Annotated in this window: 25 protein-coding genes; 12 read left to right on the top strand and 13 right to left on the bottom strand. The window is 71.3% G+C overall.

Features of this window, described 5'->3' with window-relative positions; translation table 11 throughout:
* The first annotated feature begins 8 nt into the window (after nucleotides 1-8).
* The 5 genes from tal to pgl are packed head-to-tail and all read left to right on the top strand — an operon-like array spanning nucleotide 9 to nucleotide 6,262.
* Complete coding sequence (gene tal / locus Pph01_RS33620; protein ID WP_204077229.1) at nucleotides 9-1,112, top strand: transaldolase; 1,104 nt, start codon at nucleotides 9-11, stop codon at nucleotides 1,110-1,112.
* 7 nt (nucleotides 1,113-1,119) lie between these two features.
* A complete protein-coding gene (locus Pph01_RS33615) occupies nucleotides 1,120-2,745 on the top strand; it encodes a phosphoglucose isomerase-related protein (protein ID WP_204077228.1) in 1,626 nt (541 codons plus the stop codon).
* A 46-nt stretch (nucleotides 2,746-2,791) separates the two neighbouring features.
* A complete protein-coding gene (gene zwf, locus Pph01_RS33610; protein ID WP_204077227.1) occupies nucleotides 2,792-4,459 on the top strand; it encodes a glucose-6-phosphate dehydrogenase in 1,668 nt (555 codons plus the stop codon).
* 52 nt (nucleotides 4,460-4,511) lie between these two features.
* The gene (locus tag Pph01_RS33605; protein ID WP_239117213.1) at nucleotides 4,512-5,426 is read left to right on the top strand and encodes a glucose-6-phosphate dehydrogenase assembly protein OpcA; all 915 of its coding nucleotides are present in this window, start codon (nucleotides 4,512-4,514) and stop codon (nucleotides 5,424-5,426) included.
* Between the two features lie 59 nt (nucleotides 5,427-5,485).
* Nucleotides 5,486-6,262: a 6-phosphogluconolactonase gene (gene pgl, locus Pph01_RS33600; RefSeq protein WP_204077226.1), complete on the top strand. Its 777-nt coding sequence runs from the start codon at nucleotides 5,486-5,488 to the stop codon at nucleotides 6,260-6,262.
* 32 nt (nucleotides 6,263-6,294) lie between these two features.
* On the opposite strand, the gene Pph01_RS33595 is transcribed toward pgl, so the two are convergent.
* The 3 genes from Pph01_RS33595 to nthB are packed head-to-tail and all read right to left on the bottom strand — an operon-like array spanning nucleotide 6,295 to nucleotide 7,969.
* Complete coding sequence (locus Pph01_RS33595; RefSeq protein WP_204077225.1) at nucleotides 6,295-6,714, bottom strand: nitrile hydratase accessory protein; 420 nt, start codon at nucleotides 6,712-6,714, stop codon at nucleotides 6,295-6,297.
* On the bottom strand, nucleotides 6,711-7,307 hold the full coding sequence (gene nthA, locus Pph01_RS33590; protein ID WP_204077224.1) for a nitrile hydratase subunit alpha: 597 nt from the start codon (nucleotides 7,305-7,307) through the stop codon (nucleotides 6,711-6,713). Before nthA ends, Pph01_RS33595 begins: the two co-directional genes overlap by 4 nt.
* Nucleotides 7,304-7,969, bottom strand: a complete 666-nt coding sequence (nthB, locus tag Pph01_RS33585; RefSeq protein WP_204077223.1) for a nitrile hydratase subunit beta — start codon at nucleotides 7,967-7,969, stop codon at nucleotides 7,304-7,306. Before nthB ends, nthA begins: the two co-directional genes overlap by 4 nt.
* A 194-nt stretch (nucleotides 7,970-8,163) precedes the next feature.
* On the opposite strand from nthB, the gene Pph01_RS33580 reads away from it, so the two are divergent.
* The 3 genes from Pph01_RS33580 to Pph01_RS33570 are packed head-to-tail and all read left to right on the top strand — an operon-like array spanning nucleotide 8,164 to nucleotide 10,785.
* Nucleotides 8,164-8,841: an SLATT domain-containing protein gene (locus Pph01_RS33580; protein WP_204077222.1), complete on the top strand. Its 678-nt coding sequence runs from the start codon at nucleotides 8,164-8,166 to the stop codon at nucleotides 8,839-8,841.
* 46 nt (nucleotides 8,842-8,887) lie between these two features.
* Complete coding sequence (locus Pph01_RS33575; protein WP_239117212.1) at nucleotides 8,888-10,132, top strand: sensor histidine kinase; 1,245 nt, start codon at nucleotides 8,888-8,890, stop codon at nucleotides 10,130-10,132.
* Entirely contained in the window at nucleotides 10,129-10,785 is a 657-nt protein-coding gene (locus Pph01_RS33570) for a response regulator (RefSeq protein ID WP_204077221.1), read from the top strand. The genes Pph01_RS33575 and Pph01_RS33570 overlap by 4 nt, the downstream gene beginning before the upstream one ends.
* Here Pph01_RS33570 and Pph01_RS33565 read toward each other — a convergent pair.
* From Pph01_RS33565 to Pph01_RS43470, 3 genes are all read right to left on the bottom strand, one after another.
* Nucleotides 10,752-11,915: a hypothetical protein gene (locus Pph01_RS33565; RefSeq protein WP_204077220.1), complete on the bottom strand. Its 1,164-nt coding sequence runs from the start codon at nucleotides 11,913-11,915 to the stop codon at nucleotides 10,752-10,754. The two genes, Pph01_RS33570 and Pph01_RS33565, sit on opposite strands and share 34 nt — an antisense overlap.
* A 118-nt stretch (nucleotides 11,916-12,033) precedes the next feature.
* On the bottom strand, nucleotides 12,034-12,564 hold the full coding sequence (locus tag Pph01_RS43015) for a molybdopterin dinucleotide binding domain-containing protein (protein WP_275412905.1): 531 nt from the start codon (nucleotides 12,562-12,564) through the stop codon (nucleotides 12,034-12,036).
* On the bottom strand, nucleotides 12,488-13,417 hold the full coding sequence (locus Pph01_RS43470) for a hypothetical protein (protein WP_204077218.1): 930 nt from the start codon (nucleotides 13,415-13,417) through the stop codon (nucleotides 12,488-12,490). The genes Pph01_RS43015 and Pph01_RS43470 overlap by 77 nt, the downstream gene beginning before the upstream one ends.
* Before the next feature lie 151 nt (nucleotides 13,418-13,568).
* Here Pph01_RS43470 and Pph01_RS33550 point away from each other — a divergent pair, with 151 nt between their 5' ends.
* The gene (locus Pph01_RS33550; RefSeq protein WP_204077217.1) at nucleotides 13,569-14,180 is read left to right on the top strand and encodes a Clp protease N-terminal domain-containing protein; all 612 of its coding nucleotides are present in this window, start codon (nucleotides 13,569-13,571) and stop codon (nucleotides 14,178-14,180) included.
* Between the two features lie 58 nt (nucleotides 14,181-14,238).
* On the opposite strand, the gene Pph01_RS33545 is transcribed toward Pph01_RS33550, so the two are convergent.
* A complete protein-coding gene (locus Pph01_RS33545) occupies nucleotides 14,239-15,291 on the bottom strand; it encodes a GNAT family N-acetyltransferase (protein ID WP_204077216.1) in 1,053 nt (350 codons plus the stop codon).
* 195 nt (nucleotides 15,292-15,486) lie between these two features.
* Here Pph01_RS33545 and Pph01_RS33540 point away from each other — a divergent pair, with 195 nt between their 5' ends.
* Nucleotides 15,487-16,884, top strand: a complete 1,398-nt coding sequence (locus Pph01_RS33540; RefSeq protein ID WP_204077215.1) for an NAD(P)/FAD-dependent oxidoreductase — start codon at nucleotides 15,487-15,489, stop codon at nucleotides 16,882-16,884.
* 159 nt (nucleotides 16,885-17,043) lie between these two features.
* A complete protein-coding gene (locus tag Pph01_RS33535; protein ID WP_204077214.1) occupies nucleotides 17,044-18,648 on the top strand; it encodes an amidohydrolase in 1,605 nt (534 codons plus the stop codon).
* A gap of 118 nt (nucleotides 18,649-18,766) precedes the next feature.
* On the opposite strand, the gene Pph01_RS33530 is transcribed toward Pph01_RS33535, so the two are convergent.
* The 5 genes from Pph01_RS33530 to gap form a co-directional block, all read right to left on the bottom strand.
* Entirely contained in the window at nucleotides 18,767-19,114 is a 348-nt protein-coding gene (locus Pph01_RS33530) for an RNA polymerase-binding protein RbpA (RefSeq protein WP_203886199.1), read from the bottom strand.
* A 75-nt stretch (nucleotides 19,115-19,189) separates the two neighbouring features.
* Nucleotides 19,190-19,420, bottom strand: a complete 231-nt coding sequence (secG, locus tag Pph01_RS33525) for a preprotein translocase subunit SecG (RefSeq protein ID WP_204077213.1) — start codon at nucleotides 19,418-19,420, stop codon at nucleotides 19,190-19,192.
* Nucleotides 19,421-19,534: 114 nt separating this feature from the next.
* On the bottom strand, nucleotides 19,535-20,317 hold the full coding sequence (gene tpiA, locus Pph01_RS33520) for a triose-phosphate isomerase (RefSeq protein WP_204077295.1): 783 nt from the start codon (nucleotides 20,315-20,317) through the stop codon (nucleotides 19,535-19,537).
* Nucleotides 20,314-21,501 (bottom strand): phosphoglycerate kinase, encoded by a 1,188-nt coding sequence (locus Pph01_RS33515; protein ID WP_204077212.1) that lies wholly within the window; start codon nucleotides 21,499-21,501, stop codon nucleotides 20,314-20,316. Before Pph01_RS33515 ends, tpiA begins: the two co-directional genes overlap by 4 nt.
* A complete protein-coding gene (gene gap, locus Pph01_RS33510; RefSeq protein ID WP_204077211.1) occupies nucleotides 21,501-22,505 on the bottom strand; it encodes a type I glyceraldehyde-3-phosphate dehydrogenase in 1,005 nt (334 codons plus the stop codon). Before gap ends, Pph01_RS33515 begins: the two co-directional genes overlap by 1 nt.
* Nucleotides 22,506-22,714: 209 nt before the next feature.
* On the opposite strand from gap, the gene Pph01_RS33505 reads away from it, so the two are divergent.
* The gene (locus tag Pph01_RS33505; RefSeq protein WP_204077210.1) at nucleotides 22,715-23,644 is read left to right on the top strand and encodes a hypothetical protein; all 930 of its coding nucleotides are present in this window, start codon (nucleotides 22,715-22,717) and stop codon (nucleotides 23,642-23,644) included.
* 3 nt (nucleotides 23,645-23,647) lie between these two features.
* On the opposite strand, the gene whiA is transcribed toward Pph01_RS33505, so the two are convergent.
* The gene (whiA, locus tag Pph01_RS33500; RefSeq protein WP_204077209.1) at nucleotides 23,648-24,628 is read right to left on the bottom strand and encodes a DNA-binding protein WhiA; all 981 of its coding nucleotides are present in this window, start codon (nucleotides 24,626-24,628) and stop codon (nucleotides 23,648-23,650) included.
* Nucleotides 24,629-24,648 lie beyond the last annotated feature (20 nt).

Here is a 24,648-nt window from a genome sequence, read left to right as displayed (position 1 = left end):
AGAGACACATGAGTGAGAACCTGAAGCGGCTCGTCGACGCCGGCGTCTCCATCTGGCTCGACGACATCAGCCGCGACCGCCTGCGCACGGGCAATCTCGCCGCCCTGATCCGCGACAAGGCCGTGACGGGCGTCACGTCCAACCCGACGATCTTCGCGTCCGCGCTGAGCAAGGGCGACGCCTACAGCGTTCAGCTGCGCGACCTCGCCGCACGCGGGGTTTCGGTCGAAGAGGCGGTGCGCGCCATCACCACCTTCGACATCCGGTGGGCCGCCGACGTGCTGAAGCCGGTCTACGACGCCACCAACGGCGCGGACGGCCGCGTCTCCATCGAGGTCGACCCCCGCCTGGCACGCAAGACCGAGCCGACGATCGCCGAGGCCCGGGCCCTGTGGTGGATGGTCGACCGGCCCAACGTGCACATCAAGATCCCCGCGACGGTCGAGGGCCTACCCGCCATCACCCAGGCCCTGTCGGAGGGCATCAGCGTCAACGTCACGCTGATCTTCTCCCTCGAGCGGTACCGCGCGGTCATGGACGCCTGGCTGACCGGTCTGGAGAAGGCGCGGGCCAACGGGCACAACCTCGCCGGCATCGAGTCGGTCGCGTCGTTCTTCGTCAGCCGGGTCGACACCGAGATCGACGCCCGGCTGGACAAGCTCGGCACGCCGGAGGCGCTCGCGCTGAAGGGCCAGGCGGGCGTCGCCAACGCCCGGCTCGCGTTCGCCGCCTTCGAGGAGATCATGAACTCGCCTCGCTGGCAGGCCCTGCGCGCCGCCGGCGCCCGTCCGCAGCGCCCCCTGTGGGCCTCGACCGGCGTCAAGAACCCGGACTACCCCGACACGCTGTACGTCGACCAGCTCGTCACCGCGGGCATCGTCAACACGATGCCGGAGAAGACGCTGGACTCGGCCGCGGACCACGGCAAGATCTCGGGCGACACGATCCGGCCCTTCTACGAGCAGGCCTGGAACGTCATGGCCGCACTGAAGGACGCCGGCATCGACTACGACGACGTCGTCCGGGTCCTCGAGGACGAGGGCGTCCAGAAGTTCGAGACCTCCTGGAACGAGCTCCTCGAGACGGTCGACTCAGAGCTCCGGAAGGCCTGACCACGCGATGTCCATCGACGTGAGCATCGGCCACGAGGCCGATGCCGTATCGGCGGTCAGCGACGAGCTGGCCGCCGAGGGGGTGCCCGCGGCGCTCGCCGCGGGCGATCCCTCGCTGTGGGGGGCGACGAGCCAGGCCGAGGCGAGGGTTCGGCTCGGCTGGCTCAACCTCCCCCTGACCAGCAGGGAGCTCCTCCCCGAGATAGCGAATCTGGTCGAGCGCGCCCGGGCGCAGGGCCTCGACCACGTCGTCCTGGCGGGCATGGGCGGTTCCTCGCTCGCCCCCGAGGTCATCTGCGCCACCGAGGACGTGCCGCTGACGGTCCTCGACACGACCGACCCGCACCAGGTGCGGCGGGCTCTGGACGACCGGCTGGAGCGGACGCTCCTGGTGGTCTCCAGCAAGAGCGGCGGCACGGTCGAGACCGACAGCCACAGAAGGATCTACGAGCAGGCCTTCCGGGACGCCGGGATCGACCCGGCGGACCGGATCGTCGTGGTCACCGACCCCGGCTCCCCTCTGGAGCAGACGGCGATCGAGTCGGGCTACCAGGTCATCCTCGCCGACCAGAACGTCGGGGGCCGCTACAGCGCCCTGAGCGCCTTCGGCCTGGTCCCCAGCGCGCTCGCCGGCGTGCAGGTCGAGAAGCTGCTCGACGACGCCGCCGCCGTCCGCCCCCTGCTCTCGCGGACGGAGGGCAACCCCGGCCTCGACCTGGGCGCCCTCCTCGGCGCGGAGTACCGGGCGGGCCGCGACAAGCTGATCCTGCTCGACACGCTGTCCGAGATCAACGGACTGCCCGACTGGATCGAGCAGCTGATCGCCGAGTCGACCGGCAAGCAGGGCCGGGGAATCCTCCCCGTGGTCGGAGCCGAGGCGGCCGAGGGCGACGACCAGTACACCGTGAACATCGGCCGTGACGGCGCGCACAGCGTCGACGGGCCGCTCGGCGCCCAGTTCCTCGTGTGGGAGTACGCCACCGCGGTGGCGGGCCGCGTGCTGGGCATCGACCCCTTCGACCAGCCCAACGTGGCCGAGTCGAAGGAGAACACCGCCGCGATCCTCGCGGAGGCCGGGGACGGACCGCTGCCCACCGGGACGCCGATCCTCACGGACGGCCCGGTCGAGGTCTACGGCGACCTGCCGGGCAACCCGAAGGACCTGGCGGACGTGCTGACGTGGGCCCTGCGGGCCGTGCCCGACCGCGGATATCTCGCGATCATGGCCTACCTGGACCGGGAGGCGGCGTTCGACGCGGCCACGGTCGGGGACGCCTCGTTCGAGGAGATGGCCGAACAGTGGGCGAGCGCCGACGTGGCCACCCTCCGCGCTCTGCTCGACTACCGTACGGACCGTCCGGTCACGTTCGGCTGGGGGCCGCGTTTCCTCCACTCGACCGGCCAGTTCCACAAGGGCGGGCCCGGCGTGGGCGCGTTCCTCCAGATCACGGGGGCCGTCACGGACGACATCCAGGTGCCGGACAGGCCGTACACGCTGGGCAGGCTGCAGCTCGCCCAGGCGCTCGGCGACCTTCGCGCGCTGACCTCCCGGAACCGACCCGCCGTACGTCTCCATCTGACCGACCGGATCGCCGGCGTCAGACACCTTCTCTCGGTGGCTGAGGAGCTCTGACCATGCGATGCGCAAGTGGCGAAGGAATCGCCAGGGAGGTGGCTCCATGACCGAGCCGACAGGGCCGGCGGAGACCGCCGAGCCGGAGGTACCAGTGACACCGCAGGCCCCCACGACCAGTCCCGCCGCGCCGGTCGAGCCTTCGACCGCGGTCGCGGCCCAGGTGGCGACGGTCGCCACCACCGAGGAGGCGATCGCCTTCAATCCCCTGCGCGACCCCCGCGACAAGCGGCTCCCCCGCGTGGCCGGGCCGCACGTGCTCGTGCTGTTCGGCGTGACCGGCGACCTCGCGAAGCGCAAGCTGCTCCCCGCGATCTACGACCTGGGCAACCGGGGGCTCCTGCCGCCCGGGTTCTCCCTGGTGGGCTTCGCCCGCCGCGACTGGGCGCACGAGGACTTCGCCCAGGTCACCTATGAGGCGGTCAAGGAGCACGCGCGGACGCCGTTCCGCGAGGAGGTCTGGAAGCAGATCCGCGAGGGCATCCACTTCTGCCCCGGCGAGTTCGACGACGACGGCGCGTTCGACGTGCTGGCGATGATGCTCAAGGAGATCGACCAGACGCGGGGAACGGGCGGCAACTACGCCTTCTACCTGTCCGTGCCGCCGAAGTTCTTCCCCACGGTGATCGAGCAGCTCAAGCGGACCGACCTCGCCAAGGCCCCGGAGGGGTCGTGGCGGCGCGTGGTCATCGAGAAGCCGTTCGGCCACGACCTGCAGAGCGCCCGCGAGCTCAACGCGATCACCAACGCGGTGTTCCCGGAGGAGTCGGTCTTCCGGATCGACCACTACCTGGGCAAGGAGACCGTCCAGAACATCCTGGCGCTCCGGTTCGCCAACACGCTCTACGAGCCGATCTGGAACCGCGGCTACGTCGACCACATCCAGATCACGATGGCCGAGGACATCGGCATCGGCGGCCGCGCGGGCTACTACGACGGCATCGGCGCGGCCCGGGACGTGATCCAGAACCACCTGCTCCAGTTGCTCGCACTGGTCGCGATGGAGGACCCGATCTCCTTCGACGCCGACGCGCTGCGCCGGGAGAAGGAGAAGGTCCTGCGGGCGGTCCAGCTTCCCCCCGACCTCGGCACCGGCACCGCCCGCGGCCAGTACGCGGCGGGCTGGCAGGGCGGCGAGCCCGTCGTGGGTTACCTCGAGGAGGACGGCATCCCGCCGGAGTCCATCACCGAGACCTACGCGGCGATGCGGCTGGAGGTGGCCAACCGCCGCTGGGCGGGCGTGCCGTTCTACCTGCGCACCGGCAAGCGGCTCAGCCGCCGCATGACCGAGGTCGCCGTGGTGTTCCAGCGTGCGCCGCACCTGCCGTTCAGCAAGGACGACACCGAGATCCTCGGGCAGAACGCCCTGGTCATCCGGGTCCAGCCGGACGAGGGCATCACCGTGCGGTTCGGGTCCAAGGTGCCGGGCACCGCGATGGAGGTCAGGGACGTCAGCATGGACTTCGCCTACGGCGAGTCGTTCATGGAGTCCTCTCCCGAGGCCTACGAGCGGCTGCTCCTCGACGTCATGATCGGCGACCCGCCGCTCTTCCCGCACCAGCGGGAGGTCGAGCTCTCCTGGATGATCATGGATCCGGTCGAGAAGTACTGGGCGGAGCACGGCCGACCCGAGGCGTACGCCTCCGGCGGCTGGGGCCCCACCTCGGCCGACGCCATGCTGGCCAGGGACGGGCGCGCCTGGAGGCGGATGTGAACCGGACGACCGCCGGCCATCCGGCAGGAACGCTGAACGAGCGGAGCGCACGTTGACGACCTTCAACCTGACAGAGACGACGGCGTCGAAGATCTCTTCGACGCTGACCCGGCTCCGGCACCAGATGGGCGCGCCCGCGGTCGGCATGGTGCTGACGCTGGTGATGGTCGTCGACGAGGCCGGGCAGTACGACGCGGTCCGGGCGGCGACCGAGGCGGCGCGGGAGCACCCTTCGCGCATACTGGTGGTGATCAACCGCGACCCGGCCGAGGCCAACCGGCTCGACGCCGAGATCAGGGTGGGCGAGTCGTCCCCCGGTGAGATCGTGCTGCTGCGGCTGTACGGCAAGCTGACCGGGCACGCCGACTCGGTCATCACGCCGCTGCTGCTCACCGACACGCCGGTGGTCGCCTGGTGGCCGGGTGTCTCCCCCGCGGTCCCCGCGAAGGACGCCGTCGGGCACCTCGCCAGCCGTCGCATCACCGACGCCCGCGCGGCGCAGGACTCGGTCGCGACGATCACTTCGAGGCTCGACGGCTATGTCCCCGGGGACACCGATCTCGCCTGGACCCGGCTGACGCCGTGGCGGAGCCTGCTCGCCGCGGCCTTCGACCAGCCGGTCGGGAAGATCGAGTCGGGGGTCGTGGAGGCCGCCGCCGGCAACCCCAGCGCGCCGCTGCTCGCGGCGTGGTTGTCGCAGCGGCTGGACGCCCCCATCGAGGTCGTGGAGTCGCCCGGCCCCGGCCTCACGGCGGTGCGGCTCGCCGTCGCGAACGGCGGAGAGCTCAAGGTGTCCAGGTCCGACGCCCGCCTTGCGACGTTGTCGAAGCCCGGTCAGCCGGACCGGCGGGTCGCCCTGACCCGCAGGCCGACCTCGGAGCTGCTCTCCGAGGAGCTCCGGCGGCTGGACCCGGACGAGACCTACCTGTCGGCGATCAAGCAGCTGGCGAAGGCGTCCGTCCACTGACCCGTGGCCGGGGAGCCCACGGGCTCCCCGGCCACCACGCACGTGAAAGAGAAATCGTCATGAGCGTTCCCACTGTCATCGTCCACCGGGACGCCGAGGTGCTGGCCCAGGCCGCGGCCGCCCGGCTGATCACCCGGCTGGTTGACACCCAGGCGGCCCGCGGGTCCGCCCACGTCGTGCTGACCGGGGGCACCGTCGGCATCGCGACGCTCGCGGCCGTGGCGGCGACCGCGGCTCGTGACGCGATCGACTGGCGGGCGCTCGACATCTGGTGGGGGGACGAGCGCTTCCTTCCCGACGGTCACCCCGAGCGCAACGAGACGGGTGCCCGTCAGGCTCTGCTCGACCACGTCGACGTCGACCCGGACCGCGTCCATCCGATGCCCGGTCCCGACTCCGGCCTGACCCCCGAGGAGGCGGCCGAGGCGTACGCCGTCGAGCTCGCGAAGGCGGCCAGGCCGGAGGACCACGGGCCGGTGCCGTCGTTCGACCTGCTGCTCCTCGGGATGGGGCCGGACGGCCACGTGGCCTCGCTGTTCCCCGGCCAGCCGGCGCTCTACGAGAAGGAGCGCTCGGTCGTCGCGGTGCACGGCTCGCCCAAGCCGCCGCCCACCCGGATCTCGCTCACGTTCCCGGCCATCGAGGCCGCACGTGAGGTGTGGGTCGTCGCGGGCGGCGCGGAGAAGGCGCAAGCCGTACACCTGGCGCTGTCGACCGCGGGCCAGATGCAGGTCCCCGCGGCGGGAGCCAGGGGACGGCACGGCACGCTCTTCCTGCTCGACCGGGCGTCCGCCGCCAAGATCCCGCCCACTCTGGGCCGCATCGCCTCCCCCTGACGCACGCGACGGGCCTGTGCCGAGGTCACGGGTCAATGCGGATGGCCGTGACCGTGCCCGGCCGGGTGGTCGTGGCCACCCGCGTGGTCATGCCCGGCCGGGTGGTCATGCCCGTGGCCTGCTGGGTGGTCGTGCCCGGCGGGCCTCCCGGCCAGCGCGCGGGCCCGTTCGGCGACCTCGCCGGGGAGCACGGCGCCGCCCCTGGCCAGCACGTCCTCCAGAGCGCCGAGCCACTGCCGGTAGTAGTCCCAGGGCTCGTCTGCCGGTGCGGCCTGCCAGGCCGCGATCCGGGCGATCAGAGCCGCCTGGAACCGTGGCCAGGCGAACGCCCCCGCCTCGTGCAGGGCGACGGCCATGCCGAAGGCGCGGCTCTCCCACGGCTCAGCGAACACGAGCTCGCCGTTGGAACGCGGCGGCGCGGCCGGGCCCTCGATGTCCAGCGGGGCGGTCACGGCGCCACGACCTTCGCGACGCCCACCATCGCGTCCCGGGTGACCAGCGACACGAGCTGTTCCTCGGACATGTCCTCGGTCCCGGCAGGACGTTCGGGGAGCACCAGCCAGCGCACCTCGCTGCTGGAGTCCCGGACCGTGATCCGCACGTCGTCGGCGAGTTCGAGGCCCATCCCGGCCAGGACCGTGCGCGGCTCCCTCACCATCCGCGCGCGGTAGGCGGGATCCTTGTACCAGCTCGGCGGCAGGCCGAGCACCGCCCAGGGGTAGCACGAGCACAGCGTGCAGACCACCACGTTGTGGGTGGTCGCGGTGTTCTCCACGACGACGAGGCACTCGGTCTGCAGCCCGCCGAAGCCCAGCTCCTTGATGGCGGCCGTGCCGTCGTCGAGCAGCCGGCGGCGGTACTCGGGGTCGGTCCACGCCCTGGCGACCACCTTGGCGCCGTTGAGCGGACCCACGTTGGTCTCGTACTGGGTGATGAGCCTGTCCACCGCGTCCGGGTCGACCAGGCCCCGCTCGGTGAGCAACTCTTCGAGGGCCTCGGTCCGCAACGCAGGTGAAAGGCGTTCCTCGGATCCGGCGCCCGTCATGAGATCTTCTCCAGGTAGCTCTCGAACAGGTCGAGGGTGACGGCGAAGGGCTCGGCGGCGGCGCCCCACAGCTCGCGCGAGTCGAACCGCACCGAGTAGACGTGCTGCGGGTTCTCGCCCACGAAGTGGGCGTTCGTGTCCGGCAGCACCGCGGCGGGCTGGATGAGCTCGACGACTCCGGCGTGGCCGCGCGCGTAGCGCGGCAGCCTGGTGTGCCCCGGCGGCGACATGTCCTTGGCCCGCACCTGCTCACCCACGGCGAAGGCCGGAGGGGTGTCCACGGTGCGCAGCGAGCCCTCGGCCGCAGGGGCGTAGGCGGGCCTGGCGGGTTCGGGGACCGGCGGCTCCTCGGCGTGCTCACCGCGCAGGTTGCGGGCCCGGGCGTCGATCGCGCCCGGCGCCAGGATCGCGCTCTCGGTGAGCACCAGTTCGGCGGAGTTGAGCCAGCGGCCGTAGTAGCCGTCGTCCAGATAGGCGGAGCGGTCGAGCCGCTCCGTCGCGTGCCGGAACGCGTCGACGTTCCACCCGGCCACCCGGATCGAGTAGAAGCCCAGGGCGAACGCCCGGCCCTGCCAGCGTTCCTCGAAGACCGGCTCCCCGGCGCGCGGCGGACGAACGGGACCCCATCCCTCGGTGCCCCCCATGTCGGCGATCCCGTCCACGTCATAACCCCCCGTCGAATCCAGGCTTGCAGACCGACGTTCAAACGAACGTCTACCCACGGGCGTTCAACACTCATTCATGCAGGTCAAAAGGGCGACGGGCGTCCCGCCGGGTGTTGCGCCTATGATTGCCCCGCCGGTGCGACCCCCCGCCGGCATGGCTGTGGCGGCCCTGCCGCGGGAGACGAGTGACCATGCCCGACGAGCCCACGCCCACCGGAGGCCTGCCGTCCGAGTCGCGCCCGGACGCCGCGCGGAGCCCCGGCCCAGCGCGGCCGGCGCCTGCGAGTGCCCCGAATCGCCGCGGACGGCGAGACGTCCCCCCGTTCCCCCTGCTGACCCCGGAGGAGTGGCGTGCCCCGGAGGCTGCTCTGCGCCGGATGTACGCCGGTGCGGAGGCCCGGGCGATCGCGAACGCCGACTGGTACCTCGAGGACCGGGTACGCAAGCGCGTGCCGTCGCAGATCCTTCGCGGGCTCGCCATCCTGCTCGGAGCGGCGGGCGCCCTCCAGCCTCTGGCGGCGACCGCGGGAAGCTCCGACGGAAGCCTCGCCTGGGGGTACGTGCTGCTCGCCGCCGCCGGTGTGTGCGTCGCCTTCGACCACTTCCTCGGCCTGTCCTCCGGCTGGATGCGGGACATGGTGGCCGCGCAGCGGATCCAGCACCGGCTCGTGGAGTTCCAGCTCGACTGGGCCGCGATGAACGCCCGCGACGCCATCGGCCCCGATCAGTCGACGGTCCACGAATACCTCGAACTGCTCAGGTCGTTCATGTCCGACATCTCGCTCATCACCGCTGAGGAGACCTCGGAGTGGGTGAGCGACTTCCAGACCGCCGTGTCGCAGCTCAACAACCAGGCCGGCAACCGCTGAGGCCGGGCCTGCCGCGACCGGCGCGGTATCGGCCAGAATGACTCGCGTGAGGATCCGCCGGCTGGTCGGCCCGCTCGTCAGCGGCACGACCTACCGCCGCGGCGTCCATCTGCTGCTCGGGGCCGTCCTGCTGCTGCCGTACGTGCTGGTGGGGGTGGCCTTCGCGCAGTTGCTGACCGCTCCGCAGATGCCTCTGCCGCTGGCCCTGCTCGTGCTCGCCATCGCGCTCGTGATCGCTTCGGTGCCGCCGTTCCTGCGGGGCACGCGGGCCCTGGAGATCGTGGCGGCGCGCTCGCTGCTCGGCGTCCCCCTGCCCGACCCTCCAGCGACCGCCGAGCCGGTGCGGGAGGCGCGCGACACCAGGTTGCGTTCCGCGCTGTGGTTCGCGCTGCATCTCACGATCGGGGGGCTGGTGGCGGTGCTGCTGCTCATCCCCCTGACGACGGCCGTGCTCTTCATCGGGCAGCGCCTCGGAATCGGCGGCGACTCGCTCGCCGGTCTCCGGATCGGCCCGCTGGACGAGCACGACACGGGATGGCTGGCGCTGCTCGGCGCCGCGATGATCGTCTGCGTCGGCTACGCCGTGGCCGGGCTCGGAGCGCTCGCCGCGGTCATGGCCCCGGTGCTGCTCGGCCCGTCGCCCGCCGAGCGGATCGCCGCTCTGGAGGCCCGGGCCGTACGGCTCGCCGAGCGCAACCGACTGGCCCGCGAACTGCACGACTCCATCGGTCACGCGCTGACGGTGACGACCGTGCAGGCCTCGGCCGCGCGGGAGGTGCTCGACGAGGACCCGGCGTTCGCGCGCCGGGCTCTCGCCGCGATCGAGGACACCGGGCGTGCCGCGGCCGAGGACCTCGACCGCCTGCTCGGCATGCTCCGCGACGGCGAGGCCGCGGAGCGCGCGCCACTTCACCGGCTGGCCGACCTCGACGGGCTGGTGGCCCGCTCCCGCGGTGCGGGCGTGGAGGTGCACACTGCGATCGAGGGGTCTCTGGAGGGCCTGTCCGCGGCCGTGTCCCGCGAGGGCTATCGCATCGTCCAGGAGAGCCTCACGAACGCGCTGCGTCACGCGGGCCGGGTCCCGGTGGCGGTGCGGGTCGCCGTCGGCGGCCGGCTGCTGGTCATCGACGTGGCCAATCCGATCACGCGAGCGGAGCGGCCGAGGGAGGGCGGCCGGGGGCTGGACGGGATGCGCGAACGGGTGCGCCTGCTCGGCGGCACGATGACGGCCGGGCCGGAGGACGGGCGGTGGCGGGTGACGGTGCGACTGCCGACGGGAGAGCGGCCATGACGATCAGGGTGGCGATCGCCGACGACGAGGAGCTGATCCGGGTCGGGCTGCGGGTCGTCGTGGACGCGCAGCCCGACCTCGAGGTGGTGGGTGAGGCCGCCGACGGGGCCGAGGTGCCGGCGATGGTCGCCCGCACCCGGCCCGACGTGCTGCTGATGGATGTGCGGATGCCCGCCATCGACGGCATCGAGGCCACCCGCCGGTTGCTGGCCACGTCGGGCGAGCCGCCGAAGGTGCTGGTCATCACCACCTTCGAGAACGACGACTACGTCTACGAGGCGCTCCGCGCGGGCGCCAGCGGGTTCGTGCTCAAGCGCACCCGGCCGGCCGAGGTGATCGAGGCGATCAGGGTGCTCGCGGGCGGGGAGTCGGTCGTCTTCCCCGCGGCGATCCGGCGCCTGGCCGCCGCATACGGCTCCGGCGGGCCGGCCGGTGACCGGCTCCGCCGGGCCCGCCTGACCGAGCGCGAGGCCGAGATCCTGCGGCTGATGGCGGCCGGGCTGTCCAACGCCGAGATCGCCGCGGCGCTCGTGGTGGGGACGGAGACCGTCAAGACGCATGTGGGCAACGTCCTCACCAAGCTCGGCGCCCGTGACCGCACGCAGGCGGTGATCGCCGCTTACGAGTCCGGGTTCGTCAGCCCGGCGGGCTGAGGGGTCCCCTGCCCGCAGGCGGCGCAGGCCCCGCGCCGCCGCAGGTGGTAGGCGTAGGCGGCGAACGCGAGGGCGACGCCCCACAGCGGCCACAACAGGTGCGTGACGACCAGGAACGGGCTGTATCCGTCGACGTGCCAGATCGTGGACGAGGTCGCGATGTCCAGCCCCGCAGAGACGACGATGGGCGCGACGTAGAGCGCCGGGATCACCGCGAGCCTGATCGGCACCCGCCGCCCGGCCAGGCCGATCATCCAGCGTGGGAACACCTCGCCCCAGCGCTGGATCAGCCCGAGGGTCAGGATCGCCCCGACGACGGCGAACGCCCCGAGGCCCGCCCCGGCCCAGACGCCTCCGCTGTCGCGAAGCGACCGCAACATCTCGTCGCTGATTCCGAGAGGGATGCCCGCCAGCCAGGACAGGCGGCTCGCGGCGTAGAGCAGCGGCACCACGACGGCGACCAGGGTCGCCCGGCGGCCCCAGGCGACGATCCGCGCGTGGTCGTCCGTGCCCGCGCGACGGCCGCACCGGACGCAGGCTCCGCGACTGCGGCGCTGCCAGGACAGCACCGCGAACCAGAGCAGGTAGCCGCCGGCAATGCACCAGATCTCGTTGGCCATCGTCCAGGACAGGACGCGCGAGTAGTCGACGTCCGGCGGCCAGCCGAAAGGCGCGCCGAGGATCAGCATGGGCGCGTATCCGGTCAGCGCCATCGCGTTCGCGCTCGGCACGACCGCCAGCAGCACGGCGGCCACCAGGTAGCCGAAGCCCGCGAGGAGCGCCCGTGGCACACCACTCAGCCGTACGGCATGCCGCCCGGCCATGGCCAGGGCCGCGACGGCGGCGGTCAGCAGGACGGCCGCGAACAGGGGTGCGCCCACCTCTGGCGCGATGCCGCGCAGGGCGCCCGCATGCCCGAAGGGGTATCCGCGACCGGTCAACGTCCAGACGAGCGCGACGACGCCGTACGTCGCCGTCCAGGCGACGGCGGCGTAGCCGATCCAGCCGGCTCGGCGCGAATCCGGCGGTGCCGTGCTCCCGCCGGGACGCCGGCGCCCTGCGGGTGGGTCCGCGACGGCGGACGGCCGCCGCGGACCGGAATCGGATGGGCTGATGGAGGGAGTCGACATGACGAGGCCCTTTCGGGGGAGGTGTGATGTGCACCTCTCACGATCGCCATGGGGCGCTTTCCGCGACTCCCCTCACGATGTGAACCGCCTCCCCCACACGGGGGATCTCCGGCCCGGCTCAGACCGCGACGGCCTCGACGCGCGCGGGCACGTGCTTGTGCCAGGGCGTTCCGGCGTAGGGGTCGCGGTCCCCGGCGGCCGTCAGCTCGTTGGGGGCGGCCCCGGTCACGACCGGAGCGCCGTCCGGCCCGGGATAGGAGAGGCCGAGCCCGTTGGGCAGCGAGACGTGACCGGGTTGCAGGCCGTCGTGGATCTCGACGGGCACCTCGACGCTGCCCGTGCGGGTCGTCACGCGTGCCATCGCGCCGCCGGTCAGCCCGAGGCTCGCGGCGTCGGCGGGACTGATGCGCAGGGTCCCGGACGGGTGGGCCGCCAGTCCAAGATTTTCTCCCGACCTTCTGGGTCCACTAGTCGAACTCAGGGGAGCCGACGTGGCGCGGACTGTCTGCAATCGAACCGGACATGCGACGACTTTCCGATGGTCACGGCCTTCTTGAATCGCCTCGAGCGACTCAACCTTCAACGGGCGGGACGTCCGTGAGCGCCGCCTCAGCCCGGGCCGCGCGCAGTCGCGCGGACTCCGCCGCACGCCGGGAACGGCTCTCCTCCCGCCGGGCGACGTCGAGGCGGTGCCGGGCGGTGGCCTGCCGGTCCTTCGCCGTCGCGAGCCTGCCGGAGAGCTCGGCCACCTCCTCCGCCAACCGGTCGTGGTCCTGTACGGCTTCGGCGAGCTCGGCCTCCCAGGAGGACAGGCCCTCATCGGCCCGCGCCGCCGCGTCGCGGGCGTCGGCCGCGGCCTTTTCCCGCTCCCGGCGCTCACGCTCGGCCTTCTGTCTCGCCGCCCTCTCCTTCGCGGCCTCGCCGTCGCCCCTGCGCCGTTCGCCCGAGGGGGGCGCCGCCTGCCGTCCACGCGAGGGCACTCCCCCGCCGGTCGGCGTCGCCGCCTCCCGCACCGGCCTGAGGACCGGCGCCGGGGCGAATCCGCTGTAGCTCAGCCCCCGGACCAGCCGCCCCTCCCGCACCTGCTCGGACGCGGTCTCGTCGACGACCGCGGCGTCCAGTGTCTGCTCGATCTCGGTGCCGGCCGTGCCCGAAAGCGGCTGCCCCGCCGCCTCCGCGTCCTGCCGGATCAGGCGGGCGAGCCGGGCCGTCGCCGCCGACCGCTCCTGGGTGAGGGCGGCCAGGGCCTCGGCGTCCTGCCTCCGCCAGGCCTCGCGGAGGCGCCCGCCCACGTCGAGGAGCTCGTCCAGCTCTTCCAGGTGACGTCGAGCGGCCTGGTTGACGGCCCAGCCGACGACAGTGGGACGGCGCAGTGCGGCGATCCGGCGGGAGAGGGCCGCGTCACCGGCCGTCTTGGCCTCCTTGGCCAGCGCGTCCCGGGCGGCGACGAACTCGCCCGGTGCGAGGCCGTACAACCGGTCGCCTGCCGCGTCGAGATCCATGGCTCCACCTGTACCCGCAGTCGCGCCTCACGTCCACCGGCCCGCCGCCCCTCCACACTGCACTGGAACGGCATTCTCCTGCGGTTCGCGCTGCCGTCGGGGGACCGTCCTGACGCATAGTGGAAGCACCGCCCAACGACGGAGGCCTCCCGTGTTCGAGCGCTTCACCGACCGAGCCCGCCGAGTCGTGCTTCTCGCCCAGGAGGAGGCGAGGATGCTCGACCACCGCTACATCGGGTCTGAACACGTGCTGCTCGGCCTCGTCCACGAGGGCGAGGGCCTCGCCGCCAAGATCCTCCATGAGGAGGGCATCGAGCTCGAGCCCCTGCGTGAGGAGGTCAGGCGGATGGTGGGCATGGGGGAGTCCCCCAGCCCCGAGGAGCACATCCCCTTCACACCGCGGGCGAAGAAGATCCTCGAGCTCTCGCTCCGTGAATCCCTGAACCTCCGGCACAACTACATCGGCACCGAGCACATCCTGCTGGGCCTGATCCGGGAAGGCGGCGGAGCCGGGGCCCAGGTGCTCATCGAACGCAGGGTGGACTTCGACCGGATCCGGCAGAAGGTCATCGAGGAGACCCGGCTCCAGCGTGAGGCGGGCGGCCACTCCGGGGCCTTCCCGTCTCTCGGGCCTTCGCTGGTGGCCAGGATCGACCGGCTACAGGAGGCTGTGGACCGCATCGAACGCCGGCTGGACGCGATGAACGCGCCGCCGGACCCCGGCCCTCCCGGCTCTCCCGGCTCTTCCGGCTCTCCTGAGTGATCATCCTGGCCCGGCGTCCCTGAGCCCCGCCGGACCAGGATGGATCACCTGTGACGGCTCAGCTCGGAGAAGCCGCCATCACACCCACGGCGATCCGCGCCTCCATCACACCGGGGTCCTCGGTGTGGGTGAGCGTGGCGCCGAGGGAGGTCAGAAGCCTGCGCATGCGGGCGTTGTCGGACAGCAGGCTCGCCCGCACTTCGGCGAACCCCAGGTCGCGCGCCTCCTGCATGATCATGCGCGCCATCGCGGTGCCGATCCCGCGTCCCTGCCAGCGGTCCTCGACCAGGAACGCGATCTCCGCGATGCCCGGGTCGGGAGTGAACATCAGCGACGCGACCGCCACCACCTGACCGTCGTGCCCGGCCACGAGCGAGTGTCCTCGGTTGCGGTCGCAGAGCCGGTCGAACACCTGGGGCGGCAGCGTCGGCATGGCCGTGAAGTAGCGGAACCGCCGCGTCTCGGGTGAGCAGCGCTCGTGCAGGTCGCGAACCGCCTCCCGGTAGAGCGAGGTGAGGGGCCTGATCAGCACCTCGGCGCCGTCGGCCAGCCGCAGGGGGCCGTCGGGGGCGACCTCGGCGGGCGGCTGCGCGAGCCGCACGAGCGCGGCGGCCCGGGCCGCCTCGGTCAGGGTGAAGGGCAGCCCGGCGCGGCGGAGCCGGATCGCCCGGCGCGCGGCCACGGGGACCACCAGCAGGGTGGGGTCGGGAAGCTCTCCCGTCTCCGTGTCCCCGCGCGGACGTCCGGGGTCGGCGCCGTAGACCCAGCGGGAGTCGTCGGCCCGCAGCAACTCCCCGAGGATCTCGGGCAGGCGCCACGGCATCGCCCGGAGCCGGGCGGCGAGCAGCAGGGCGCGGGTCGGCTCGTCGGTCAGCTCGTGCGCGGTCGCGGGCACGACCTGGACCCGCCGGCCTCCCGCCGCCTCCAGCGCCTCACGCACCACGTCAGGCGAGGCGGGAATCTCCGTCACGAACTCGTCGACCGTGCCGTCCGTGTCCGGCTGGACGGACAGGCCGAGGATGTTCCCGCCCTTCTCGGCGAGGGCCGCCGCGAGTGCGGCGAGACGTCCCGGCCGCTCGTCGACCGTCGTCCGGACCCGCAAGAACCCCATCGGTGCTGCTCCCTCCGTTGCGCTGTGTCTCAGCTTGACGCACCTCTGTTACGCGATTGCTACGCAACGGTGAGCCTGCCGTTTCAGACCGATATACGCACAGATGGCTGCCGTTATCAGCATAAGCATCGCGATTAGCCAACGACTTCCGTCGCGGGATGTGCTGGAGAGAACGGATATAGCAGGATGTGCACCATGAATGCTCCGCTTTCTTCGGGTTTCGTCAACGGGAACGTTTCGTTCTGGTACCGCTCTCTGGGACTCCCGGCGCCGGGCGAACCCCTCGGGGGCGACGTCCGGGCCGACGTGGCCGTCGTGGGAGCCGGCTACACGGGCCTGTGGACCGCCTACTACCTGAAGAAGGCCCAGCCGTCGCTCGACATCGTGGTGCTGGAGAAGGAGTTCGCCGGTTTCGGGGCGTCCGGGCGCAACGGCGGCTGGCTCACCGGTGCGCTCGCCGGCACGCCCGAGCGGTATGCGAAGACCCACGGCCCGGACGCGGCCAGACGGCTGCAGCGCTCGATGTTCGCCGCGGTCGACGAGGTCGTCCGGGTGACCGCCGAGGAGGGCGTCGACGCCGACATCGTGAAGGGCGGCATCACCACCGTGGCCAGGTCCGCCGCCCAGGCCCGGCGGTTGCGGGAGGACCTCGACTGGCAGCGGGAGTGGGGCTGGACCGAGGAGGACGTGCGCCTGCTGTCCCCCGGTGAGATGGACGAGCGCCTCAGAGTGAGCGGCGCCGTCGGCGCGACATGGAGTCCCCACTGCGCCCGGATCCAGCCGGCGAAGCTCGCCCAAGGGCTGGCCCGGGCCGTACGGGACCTCGGCGTGAAAATCTACGAGCGGACGCCGGTGACGGAGATCGCCCCCGGCCGTGCGGTCACGCCGTACGGCACGGTGACCGCCCGCCACGTGCTGCGGTGCACCGAGGGATTCACCGCGACCATCCCGGGACACCACCGGGACTGGCTCCCGATGAACAGCTCCATGATCGTCACCGAGCCGCTGCCCGCACAGGTGTGGGACTCCATCGGCTGGGCCGGCCGCGAACTGCTCGGCGACATGGCGCACTACTACATGTACGCCCAGCGGACCGCCGACGACCGCATCGCCTTCGGCGGCCGGGGTAAGCCGTACCTCTACGGATCGAAGATCGACGAGCGTGGGCACACGCACGCCTGGACGATCGACGCGCTCTGGGACCTGCTCACTTCGTTCTTCCCCGCCGTCGCGTCCTCACAGGTCGCGCACGCCTGGTCGGGCGTGCTCGGCGTGCCGCGCGACTGGTGCGCGACCGTCCACGTGGACCACGCGACCGGGCTCGGCTGGGCCGGCGGTTACACCGGGCACGGGGTGACGACCACGAACCTGGCCGGGCGCACGTTGTGCGACCTCGTCCTCCAACGGGACACCGAGCTGACCTCGCTGCCGTGGGTCGACCGCCGGGTCCGCTCCTGGGAGCCCGAGCCCCTGCGCTGGCTCGGCGTGCACTCGATGTACCGCCTCTACCGCCTGGCCGACGCCCGGGAGAACCGGGGACTGACCAGAACCTCCACCCTCGCCAAGATCGCCAATAAGATCACCGGCCACTGACCCCCTCTCCCCCGTGATCATGCATACCTTCGGCGATCAGCCCGGCGACCTGGCCGAATACCGATCGTGATCATGCACGGATTCGGCGGCGACTACGCTGACCTGAGGGAACACCTTTCGTGATCATGCAGTTCGCACCACCAGAAGGGCACCAGTCCTGTGAGCAGTGACATCCTTTTCCGCGGCGGCCGCGCCTTCACCCCGGACGGCTTCGCCGAAGCGGTCCTCGTCCGCGACGGCCGCATCGCCGCCGTCGGCGCCGAGTCCGATCTCGTACGGCTCTCGCCCGCTGCTCAGGCGGTGGAACTCGAGGGCGGCCTGCTGACGCCGGGGTTCACCGACGCCCACATCCACCCGGTGCAGGCGGGACTCGAGCGGGCCAAGTGCGAACTGTCGGAGATCTACGGCTTAGACGCGTATGTGGCAAAAGTCGCCGACTATGCCATGAAAAATCCGGATAAGGAGTGGATCGATGGTGGTGGCTGGGACATGTCGGCCTTCCCCAACGGCCTCCCCCACCGTTCCCAGCTCGACTTCCTCGACCGGCCCGTCTACCTGATCCAGCGCGACCACCATGCCGCGTGGGTCAACACCCGCGCGCTGGAGGCGGCCGGGATCACCCGGGACACCCCCGACCCCGCCGACGGCCGCATCGAGCGCGACCCCGACGGCACTCCGAGCGGCGTCCTGCACGAGGGCGCGATGGACCTGGTCGGCCTGCTCACGCCGCGCCCGACCCCCGCGGACGCCGACGCGGCCCTGCTCGACGCTCAGTCGTACCTCTTCTCGCTCGGGATCACCGGCTGGCAGGACGCGATCGTCGGCTCGTACGCCGGATCGGACGACAACCTGTCCACCTACATCGAGGCCGCCGGCGCGGGCCGCCTGAAGGCGCGCGTCGTCGGCGCCCTCTGGTGGGACCGGGCGCGTGGCGTGGAACAGATCCCCGACCTCGTCGATCGGCGTGCCAAGGCCGAGGGCCTCGACCGGTTCCGCGCGACGTCCGTGAAGATCATGCAGGACGGCATCGCGGAGAACTTCACCGCGGCCGTCATCGAGCCCTACTGCCGCTGCGGCGGCACCGGCCTGTCGTACGTCGATCCCGAGCTGCTCAAGAGCTATGTCCGGGAACTCGACGAGCTCGGCTTCCAGGTCCATTTCCACGCCATCGGGGAGCGTGCCGTACGGGAGACGCTGGACGCCCTGTCCGGCACGAGCCCGGAGAACCGGCACCACGTCGCCCATCTCCAGATCATCACGCCGCAGGACGTCCCTCGCTTCGCCGCGCTCGGCGTGACCGCGAACCTGCAGCCGCTGTGGGCGACCCACCACGCCCAGATGGACGAGTTGTGCATCCCGTTCCTCGGCGAGGAGCGGTCGGCCTGGCAGTACCCCTTCGCCGATCTCGTACGGCACGGCACCCGGTTCGCGGCGGGCTCGGACTGGCCCGTCTCGTCGGCCGACCCGATCCAGGGCATGCACGTCGCGGTCAACCGGACCGAACCGGGCAGTTCGGTCCACGCGTCCTACCCGACCGCCCAGACGCCGTTCCTCCCCGGCCAGAGCATCGACCTCAGGACGGTCATGAACGCGTACACGGCCGGCTCGGCCTGGCTGAACCGGTCCCCCGCCGGCGCGATCGAGGAAGGCCGCCCGGCCGACCTCGTCGTGCTCGACCGGGATCCCTTCACGCTCGAGCCCGGCGAGATCTGGACCACCAAGGCCCGGATGACCTTCGTCGACGGGGAGCAGGTCCACGGCTGACGGTCACGCGTACGTGGAGGTGACGCCGGGGGAACTCGTGCCCCCGGCCGAGGCCCGTGAACGACGAGACCCCCCGCGACCGTGTCGCGGGGGGTCTCGTGGCTGTCGCCGTGTGCGCCTAGTAGATCGGGCGGGAAGACGACCGCAGACGCTCCAGCGCTTCGGCGAGGATCTGCGCGCCGTCGGTGTCGCTACGACGCTCCTTCACGTACGCGAGGTGCGTCTTGTACGGCTCGTTCCGCGGCGGGGCGGGCGGATTGGCCTCGTCCTGACCGGCCGGCAACCCGCACCTGGGGCAATCCCAGTACTCGGGGACGGCGGCGTCACTGGCGAAGCTGGGACGCGTCTCGTGCATGTTGGCGCACCAGAACGAGACCCGCACGCGGGGAGCGGCCTCGCCGCGCTCGGCCTCCCCCATGGGGCCGGCACCGACTCGGCTGCCACGGATCGCGTTGCCACTACCCACGGATGAACTCCTTGCTCGATCGCCCCGGGGACACGGGGAGGTGAATCCAGATCACGCGTTCGCCTGAGAAAGCCGCTACGGCCTGAGCAGCAGACCCAGCGCGATGATGCAGACGAACCAGATCACGCCCGTGATGACGGTGAGTCGGTCCAGGTTACGCTCCACCACCGACGACCCGCCGAAGGACGAGGTGAAACCACCGCCGAACAGGTCAGACAGACCGCCGCCCTTGCCCTTGTGGAGCAGGACGAGCAGCACCATCAGAGCACTCGACAGGATGAGAGCGATGGAGATTCCGATTGTCACCGTAGACCTGTTCCTATGTGCGGGGCGTGTACACGACGCCATTCGGCGTGACGATTCAATCTTGCACTATGAGGGTACGACTTGTTGTCAACTCGTACCCCCTAAACGGCCCAGCTAGCCAGACATCTCCCGAAAGCGGCAAATCTTGACGAATTCTCCCTGGTCGAGGCTTGCCCCTCCGACGAGGGCGCCATCGATGTCGGGCTGCGCCATGATGCCGGCGATGTTGTCCGCCTTTACCGAGCCTCCGTAAAGGATACGGACCGCTGCGGCCACCTCGTCCCCATACAGCTCGGCGAGTCGTGCCCGGATCGCTCCGCACACCTCCTGGGCGTCCTCCCGGGTGGCCACTTCTCCGGTGCCGATCGCCCAAATCGGCTCGTACGCCACGACGATCGACTTGACCTGCTCGGCCGGAACGCCCTCGAGCGCGCCATCGAGCTGCGCCACCGTGTGCTCGATGTGACGGTCTTCCTTGCGGATCTCGAGCGCCTCACCGACGCACAGGATCGGCGTGATCGAGTGCCGGTAGGCCGCCTTGATCTTCGCGTTGCAGAGACCGTTGTCCTCGTGGTGGTACTGCCGGCGCTCGGAATGCCCGACCAGCACGAAGGTCGCACCGAGCTTGGCGAGCATCGCCCCGGAGATGTCCCCCGTGTAGGCGCCCGAGTCGTGGTGGGACAGGTTCTGTCCGCCGTACACGATCCGGAGCTTGTCACCGTCGACCAGCGTCTGGACGCTGCGCAGATCGGTGTACGGCGGGAGCACCGCGACCTCGACGGCGTCGAAGTCCTTGTCGGTCAGCGAGAACGCCAGCTTCTGCACCAGGTTGATGGCCTCGAGGTGGTTGAGGTTCATCTTCCAGTTGCCGGCGATGAGCGGCTTACGAGCCACTATGCCTCCAGTGCGGCGAGCCCGGGCAGCGTCTTACCCTCGAGGTACTCGAGGCTGGCGCCGCCACCGGTGGAGATGTGCGAGAAACCATCCTCGGGGAGACCGAGCAGCCGTACCGCGGCCGCCGAGTCGCCGCCGCCGACGACCGTGAACGCGCCGGACCGGACGAGCGCCTCAGCCACGGCACGGGTGCCGCCGGAGAACGCCTCGAACTCGAACACGCCCATGGGGCCGTTCCAGAACACCGTCTCGGCGTCCGCCAGCTTGGCGGCGAACAGCTCGCGCGTCTTCGGGCCGATGTCCAGGCCCTCGCGGTCGGCCGGGATCGCGGTGGCGTCGACCACCTCGTGGAGCGCGTCCGCCGCGAAGTGCGTGGCGGCCAGCACGTCCACGGGCAGCACCAGATCGACGCCACGGGACGCGGCCTCGTTGAGGAAGCCGCGGACCTGGTCGAGCTGGTCCTCCTGCAGCAGCGAGTTGCCGACCTCGTGCCCCTGCGCCTTGAGGAAGGTGTAGGCCATGCCGCCGCCGATGAGCAGCCGGTCGACCTTCGACAGCAGGTTGGCGATGACGCCGAGCTTGTCGGAGACCTTCGCGCCGCCCAGGACCACGACGTACGGCCGGGCCGGGTCCTCGGTCAGCTTCTTGAGCACCTCGACCTCGGTCAGCACCAGGTCGCCGGCCGCGTGCGGCAGCCGCTGCGGCACGTCGTAGACGCTGGCGTGCTTGCGGTGCACCGCGCCGAAGCCGTCCCCGACGTACAGGTCGGCGAGAGCCGCCAGCTTGTCGGCGAACTCCCCCCGGACCGCGTCGTCCTTGGACTCCTCGCCGGGCTCGAAGCGCAGGTTCTCCAGCAGCGCCACCTGGCCGTCCTGGAGGGCCTCGGTCACGCTCCTGGCCGACTCGCCGACCACGTCGGTCGCGAACGCCACGTCCTCGCCGAGCAGCTCCGCCAGCCGCCGGGAGACCGGGGCGAGGGAGTACTTCGGCGTCGGAGCGCCCTTGGGGCGGCCGAGGTGGGCGCCGACGATCACCTTGGCGCCGCGCTCGAGCAGCTTCTTGATCGTCGGCACCGACGCCCTGATCCGGCCGTCGTCAGTGATCGTCTCCCCGTCGAGGGGGACGTTGAGGTCGGCGCGCACGAAGACGCGCCGACCCTTCACGTCGAGCTCGTCGATTCCGATCATCAGAGGGAGGCGCCCACGTACTCGATCAGGTCCGCGAGGCGGTTGGAGTAACCCCACTCGTTGTCGTACCAGCCGATGACCTTGACCTGGTTGCCGATGACCTTGGTCAGGCCGGCGTCGAAGATGCAGGACGACGGGTCGGTCACGATGTCGGAGGACACGATCTCGTCCTCGGTGTACGACAGGTAGCCCTTGAGCGGACCCTCGGCGGCCGCCTTCAGCGCGGCGTTGACCTCTTCGGCCGTCGTCTCACGCTTGACCTCGACGGTCAGGTCCGTGGCCGAGCCGGTGGGGATCGGCACGCGCATCGCGAAGCCGTCGAGCTTGCCCTTCAGCTCCGGCAGGACCAGGCCGATCGCCTTGGCGGCGCCGGTGGAGGTCGGGACGACGTTCAGCGCGGCGGCGCGGGCCCGGCGCAGGTCCTTGTGCGGGCCGTCCTGCAGGTTCTGGTCCTGCGTGTAGGCGTGGATGGTGGTCATCAGACCCTTCTCGATACCGAAGGTGTCGTTGATGACCTTGGCCATCGGGGCCAGGCAGTTGGTCGTGCACGAGGCGTTGGAGATGATCGTGTGCGCCGCGGGGTCGTAGCTCTCGTGGTTGACGCCCATGACGACGGTGACATCTTCGTTCTTCGCCGGAGCGGAGATGATGACCTTCTTGGCACCGTTGTCGGCGTGGACCCGCGCCTTGGTGGCGTCGGTGAACAGGCCGGTCGACTCCACGACGACGTCGACGCCCAGGTCGCCCCAGGGCAGCTTCGCGGGGTCGCGCTCGGCGAAGGCCTTGATCGCCTTGCCGTCCACGGTGATCTCATCCGCCGAGGCCTTCACCTCGTACGGCAGGCGGCCCAGGATGCTGTCGTACTTCAGCAGGTGGGCGAGCGTTGCGTTGTCGGTCAGGTCGTTGACCGCGACGATCTCGATGTCCTTACCGCTGGCCGCCACTGCGCGCCAGAAGTTGCGGCCGATACGGCCAAAGCCGTTGACGCCCACGCGGATGCTCACGGATCCGATCTCCTCGTACGTCGTGCGCCGGCATTCCGGCGACAGGGCTGGCGTGAAACCTCAATGACAGACCTTATCGGACGCAAATTGGACTAGACCACGCGCGGGTGGGTCATGCCACAGTCAGGTAAAGCGCGCACCAAGTGTCAGGCTCTGAGGTAATGTGCCCGGCTTGTCACACCAAACTCCTCTCTCCCAGGAATCCCCCCATGCATGAGAATTCTCCGGCCCAGCAGAAGAGCGGGCTGGTTCCCGGCATCATCGCCGGTCTTGTCGCGGCCCTCGTCGGCGCGGCCCTCTACGCGCTGTTCGTCGACCTCAGCGGATACGAGCTCGGTGTCGCGACGATCGCCATCGGCGCGCTCGTCGGCGCCGCCATGATGGCCGTCAAGCCCACCAGCCCGGTGCTCCCCGCCATCGCGGCCATCTTCTCCTTCGGAGGCGCGGCCCTCGGCATCGTCATGGAGGACGTCGTCCAGGTCGTCAGGGTCGCCGAGAGCCTCGGCACCCCGATCGGCTACGTCGACGCCTTCACGATCGTCACCGACCACTTCAGCGAGATCGTCGACATCAAGAGCCTCCTCATCTGGGCGATCGGCGGCGCCTTCGGCTTCACGTTCGTGAACCGGCGGGTCACGGCCGCTCAGCAGAGCGCCGCGATGGCTTCCGCGGCTTCGCCGTACGCACCCGAGGCATCCGTCGCCGCATCCGAGGCCGGCGGTGCGCAGGACGCGTCCCAGCCGGTCGCCACGCCGGACTCCGCCAAGGGCGAATCGGCGGAGGCCGCGGTAACCGAGGCTGAGGCCACCGGAAACGAGGCGACGAAGCCTGCGGCCGCCGAGGCCGGGACGGCCGACACCGCCGAGGCCCTGGCGACTGAGACCCCCGCCGACGCCCAGACGACCGGGACCGACACCGCTGAAACCGAGACCGCCGAGACCGCCGAATCCGGCGGAACCGAGGTCGCCGAGGCCCCGGCCGCTGAGGCGGGCGCGCCGAGCAGTGAGCCGGCCCCGGAGGCCGCAGTTGACACCCAGGACGACACGGCGGAAAGCGAGCCGACCACCGAAGCCGCCCCCGAGCCCGCCGCCGCCCGCAGCGACGCCGCGGACGGTCGGCTGGAGAAGGTCAGCAGCTGACGCTCAGGGAGCGAGCATGTCGGGCGTGAGGTTGGCCTCGGTGTTGGCGATGCCGATGTCCTGAGCCCGCTTGTCCGCCATGGCCAGCAGCCGCCGGATCCGCCCCGCGATCGCATCCTTGGTCAGGGGCGGGTCCGCGATCTGGCCGAGCTCCTCCAGCGACGCCTGCTTGTGGTCGACCCGGAGCCGGCCCGCCACCACGAGGTGCTCGGGAGCGTCGTCGCCCAGGATCTCCAGGGCGCGCTGCACCCGGGCGCCCGCGGCGACGGCCGCCCGGGCCGACCTGCGGAGGTTGGCGTCGTCGAAGTTGGCCAGGCGATTGGCCGTCGCCCGGACCTCGCGGCGCATCCGCCGCTCCTCCCAGGCGAGGACGCTGTCGTGCGCCCCCAGGCGGGTCAGCAGAGCGCTGATCGCGTCGCCGTCGCGGACCACCACCCGGTCGACGCCCCGCACCTCCCGCGCCTTCGCGTGGATCTTGAGCCGCCGCGCGGATCCGACCAGGGCCAGCGCCGCCTCCGGTCCCGGGCAGGTGACTTCCAGCGACATCGACCGGCCGGGCTCGGTGAGCGAGCCGTGGGCCAGGAACGCCCCTCGCCACGCGGCCTCGGCGTCACACGTGGCCCCCGACACCACCTGGCGGGGCAGCCCGCGGACCGGGCGGCCGTGGTTGTCGATCAGCCCCGTCTGCCGGGCGAGAGCCTCGCCGTCCTTGTAGACCCGCACGACGTACCGCGAGCCCTTCCGCAGACCGGCCGGCGCCAGCACGAGCACCTCGGCCCGGTGGCCGAACACCTCGCCGATGTCCCTGATGAGCCGGCGGGCGGTCACATTGGTGTCCAGCTCGGCCTCGATCACGATACGGCCGCCGACCAGGTGCAGTCCGCTCGCGAACCGCAACAGCGTCGACACCTCGGCCTTACGACAGCAAGGCTTGAGCACCGATAGGCGGCTCAGCTCGTCTTTCACCACACCCGTCATGGCCATCTGCGCGTGTCCTCCCCGAA

Source organism: Planotetraspora phitsanulokensis (assembly GCF_016863295.1).
GTDB classification, from domain to species: domain Bacteria; phylum Actinomycetota; class Actinomycetes; order Streptosporangiales; family Streptosporangiaceae; genus Planotetraspora; species Planotetraspora phitsanulokensis.
The sequence above is the reverse complement of the archived record's forward strand: the minus strand, read 5'-3'. Positions and strand labels throughout refer to the sequence as shown.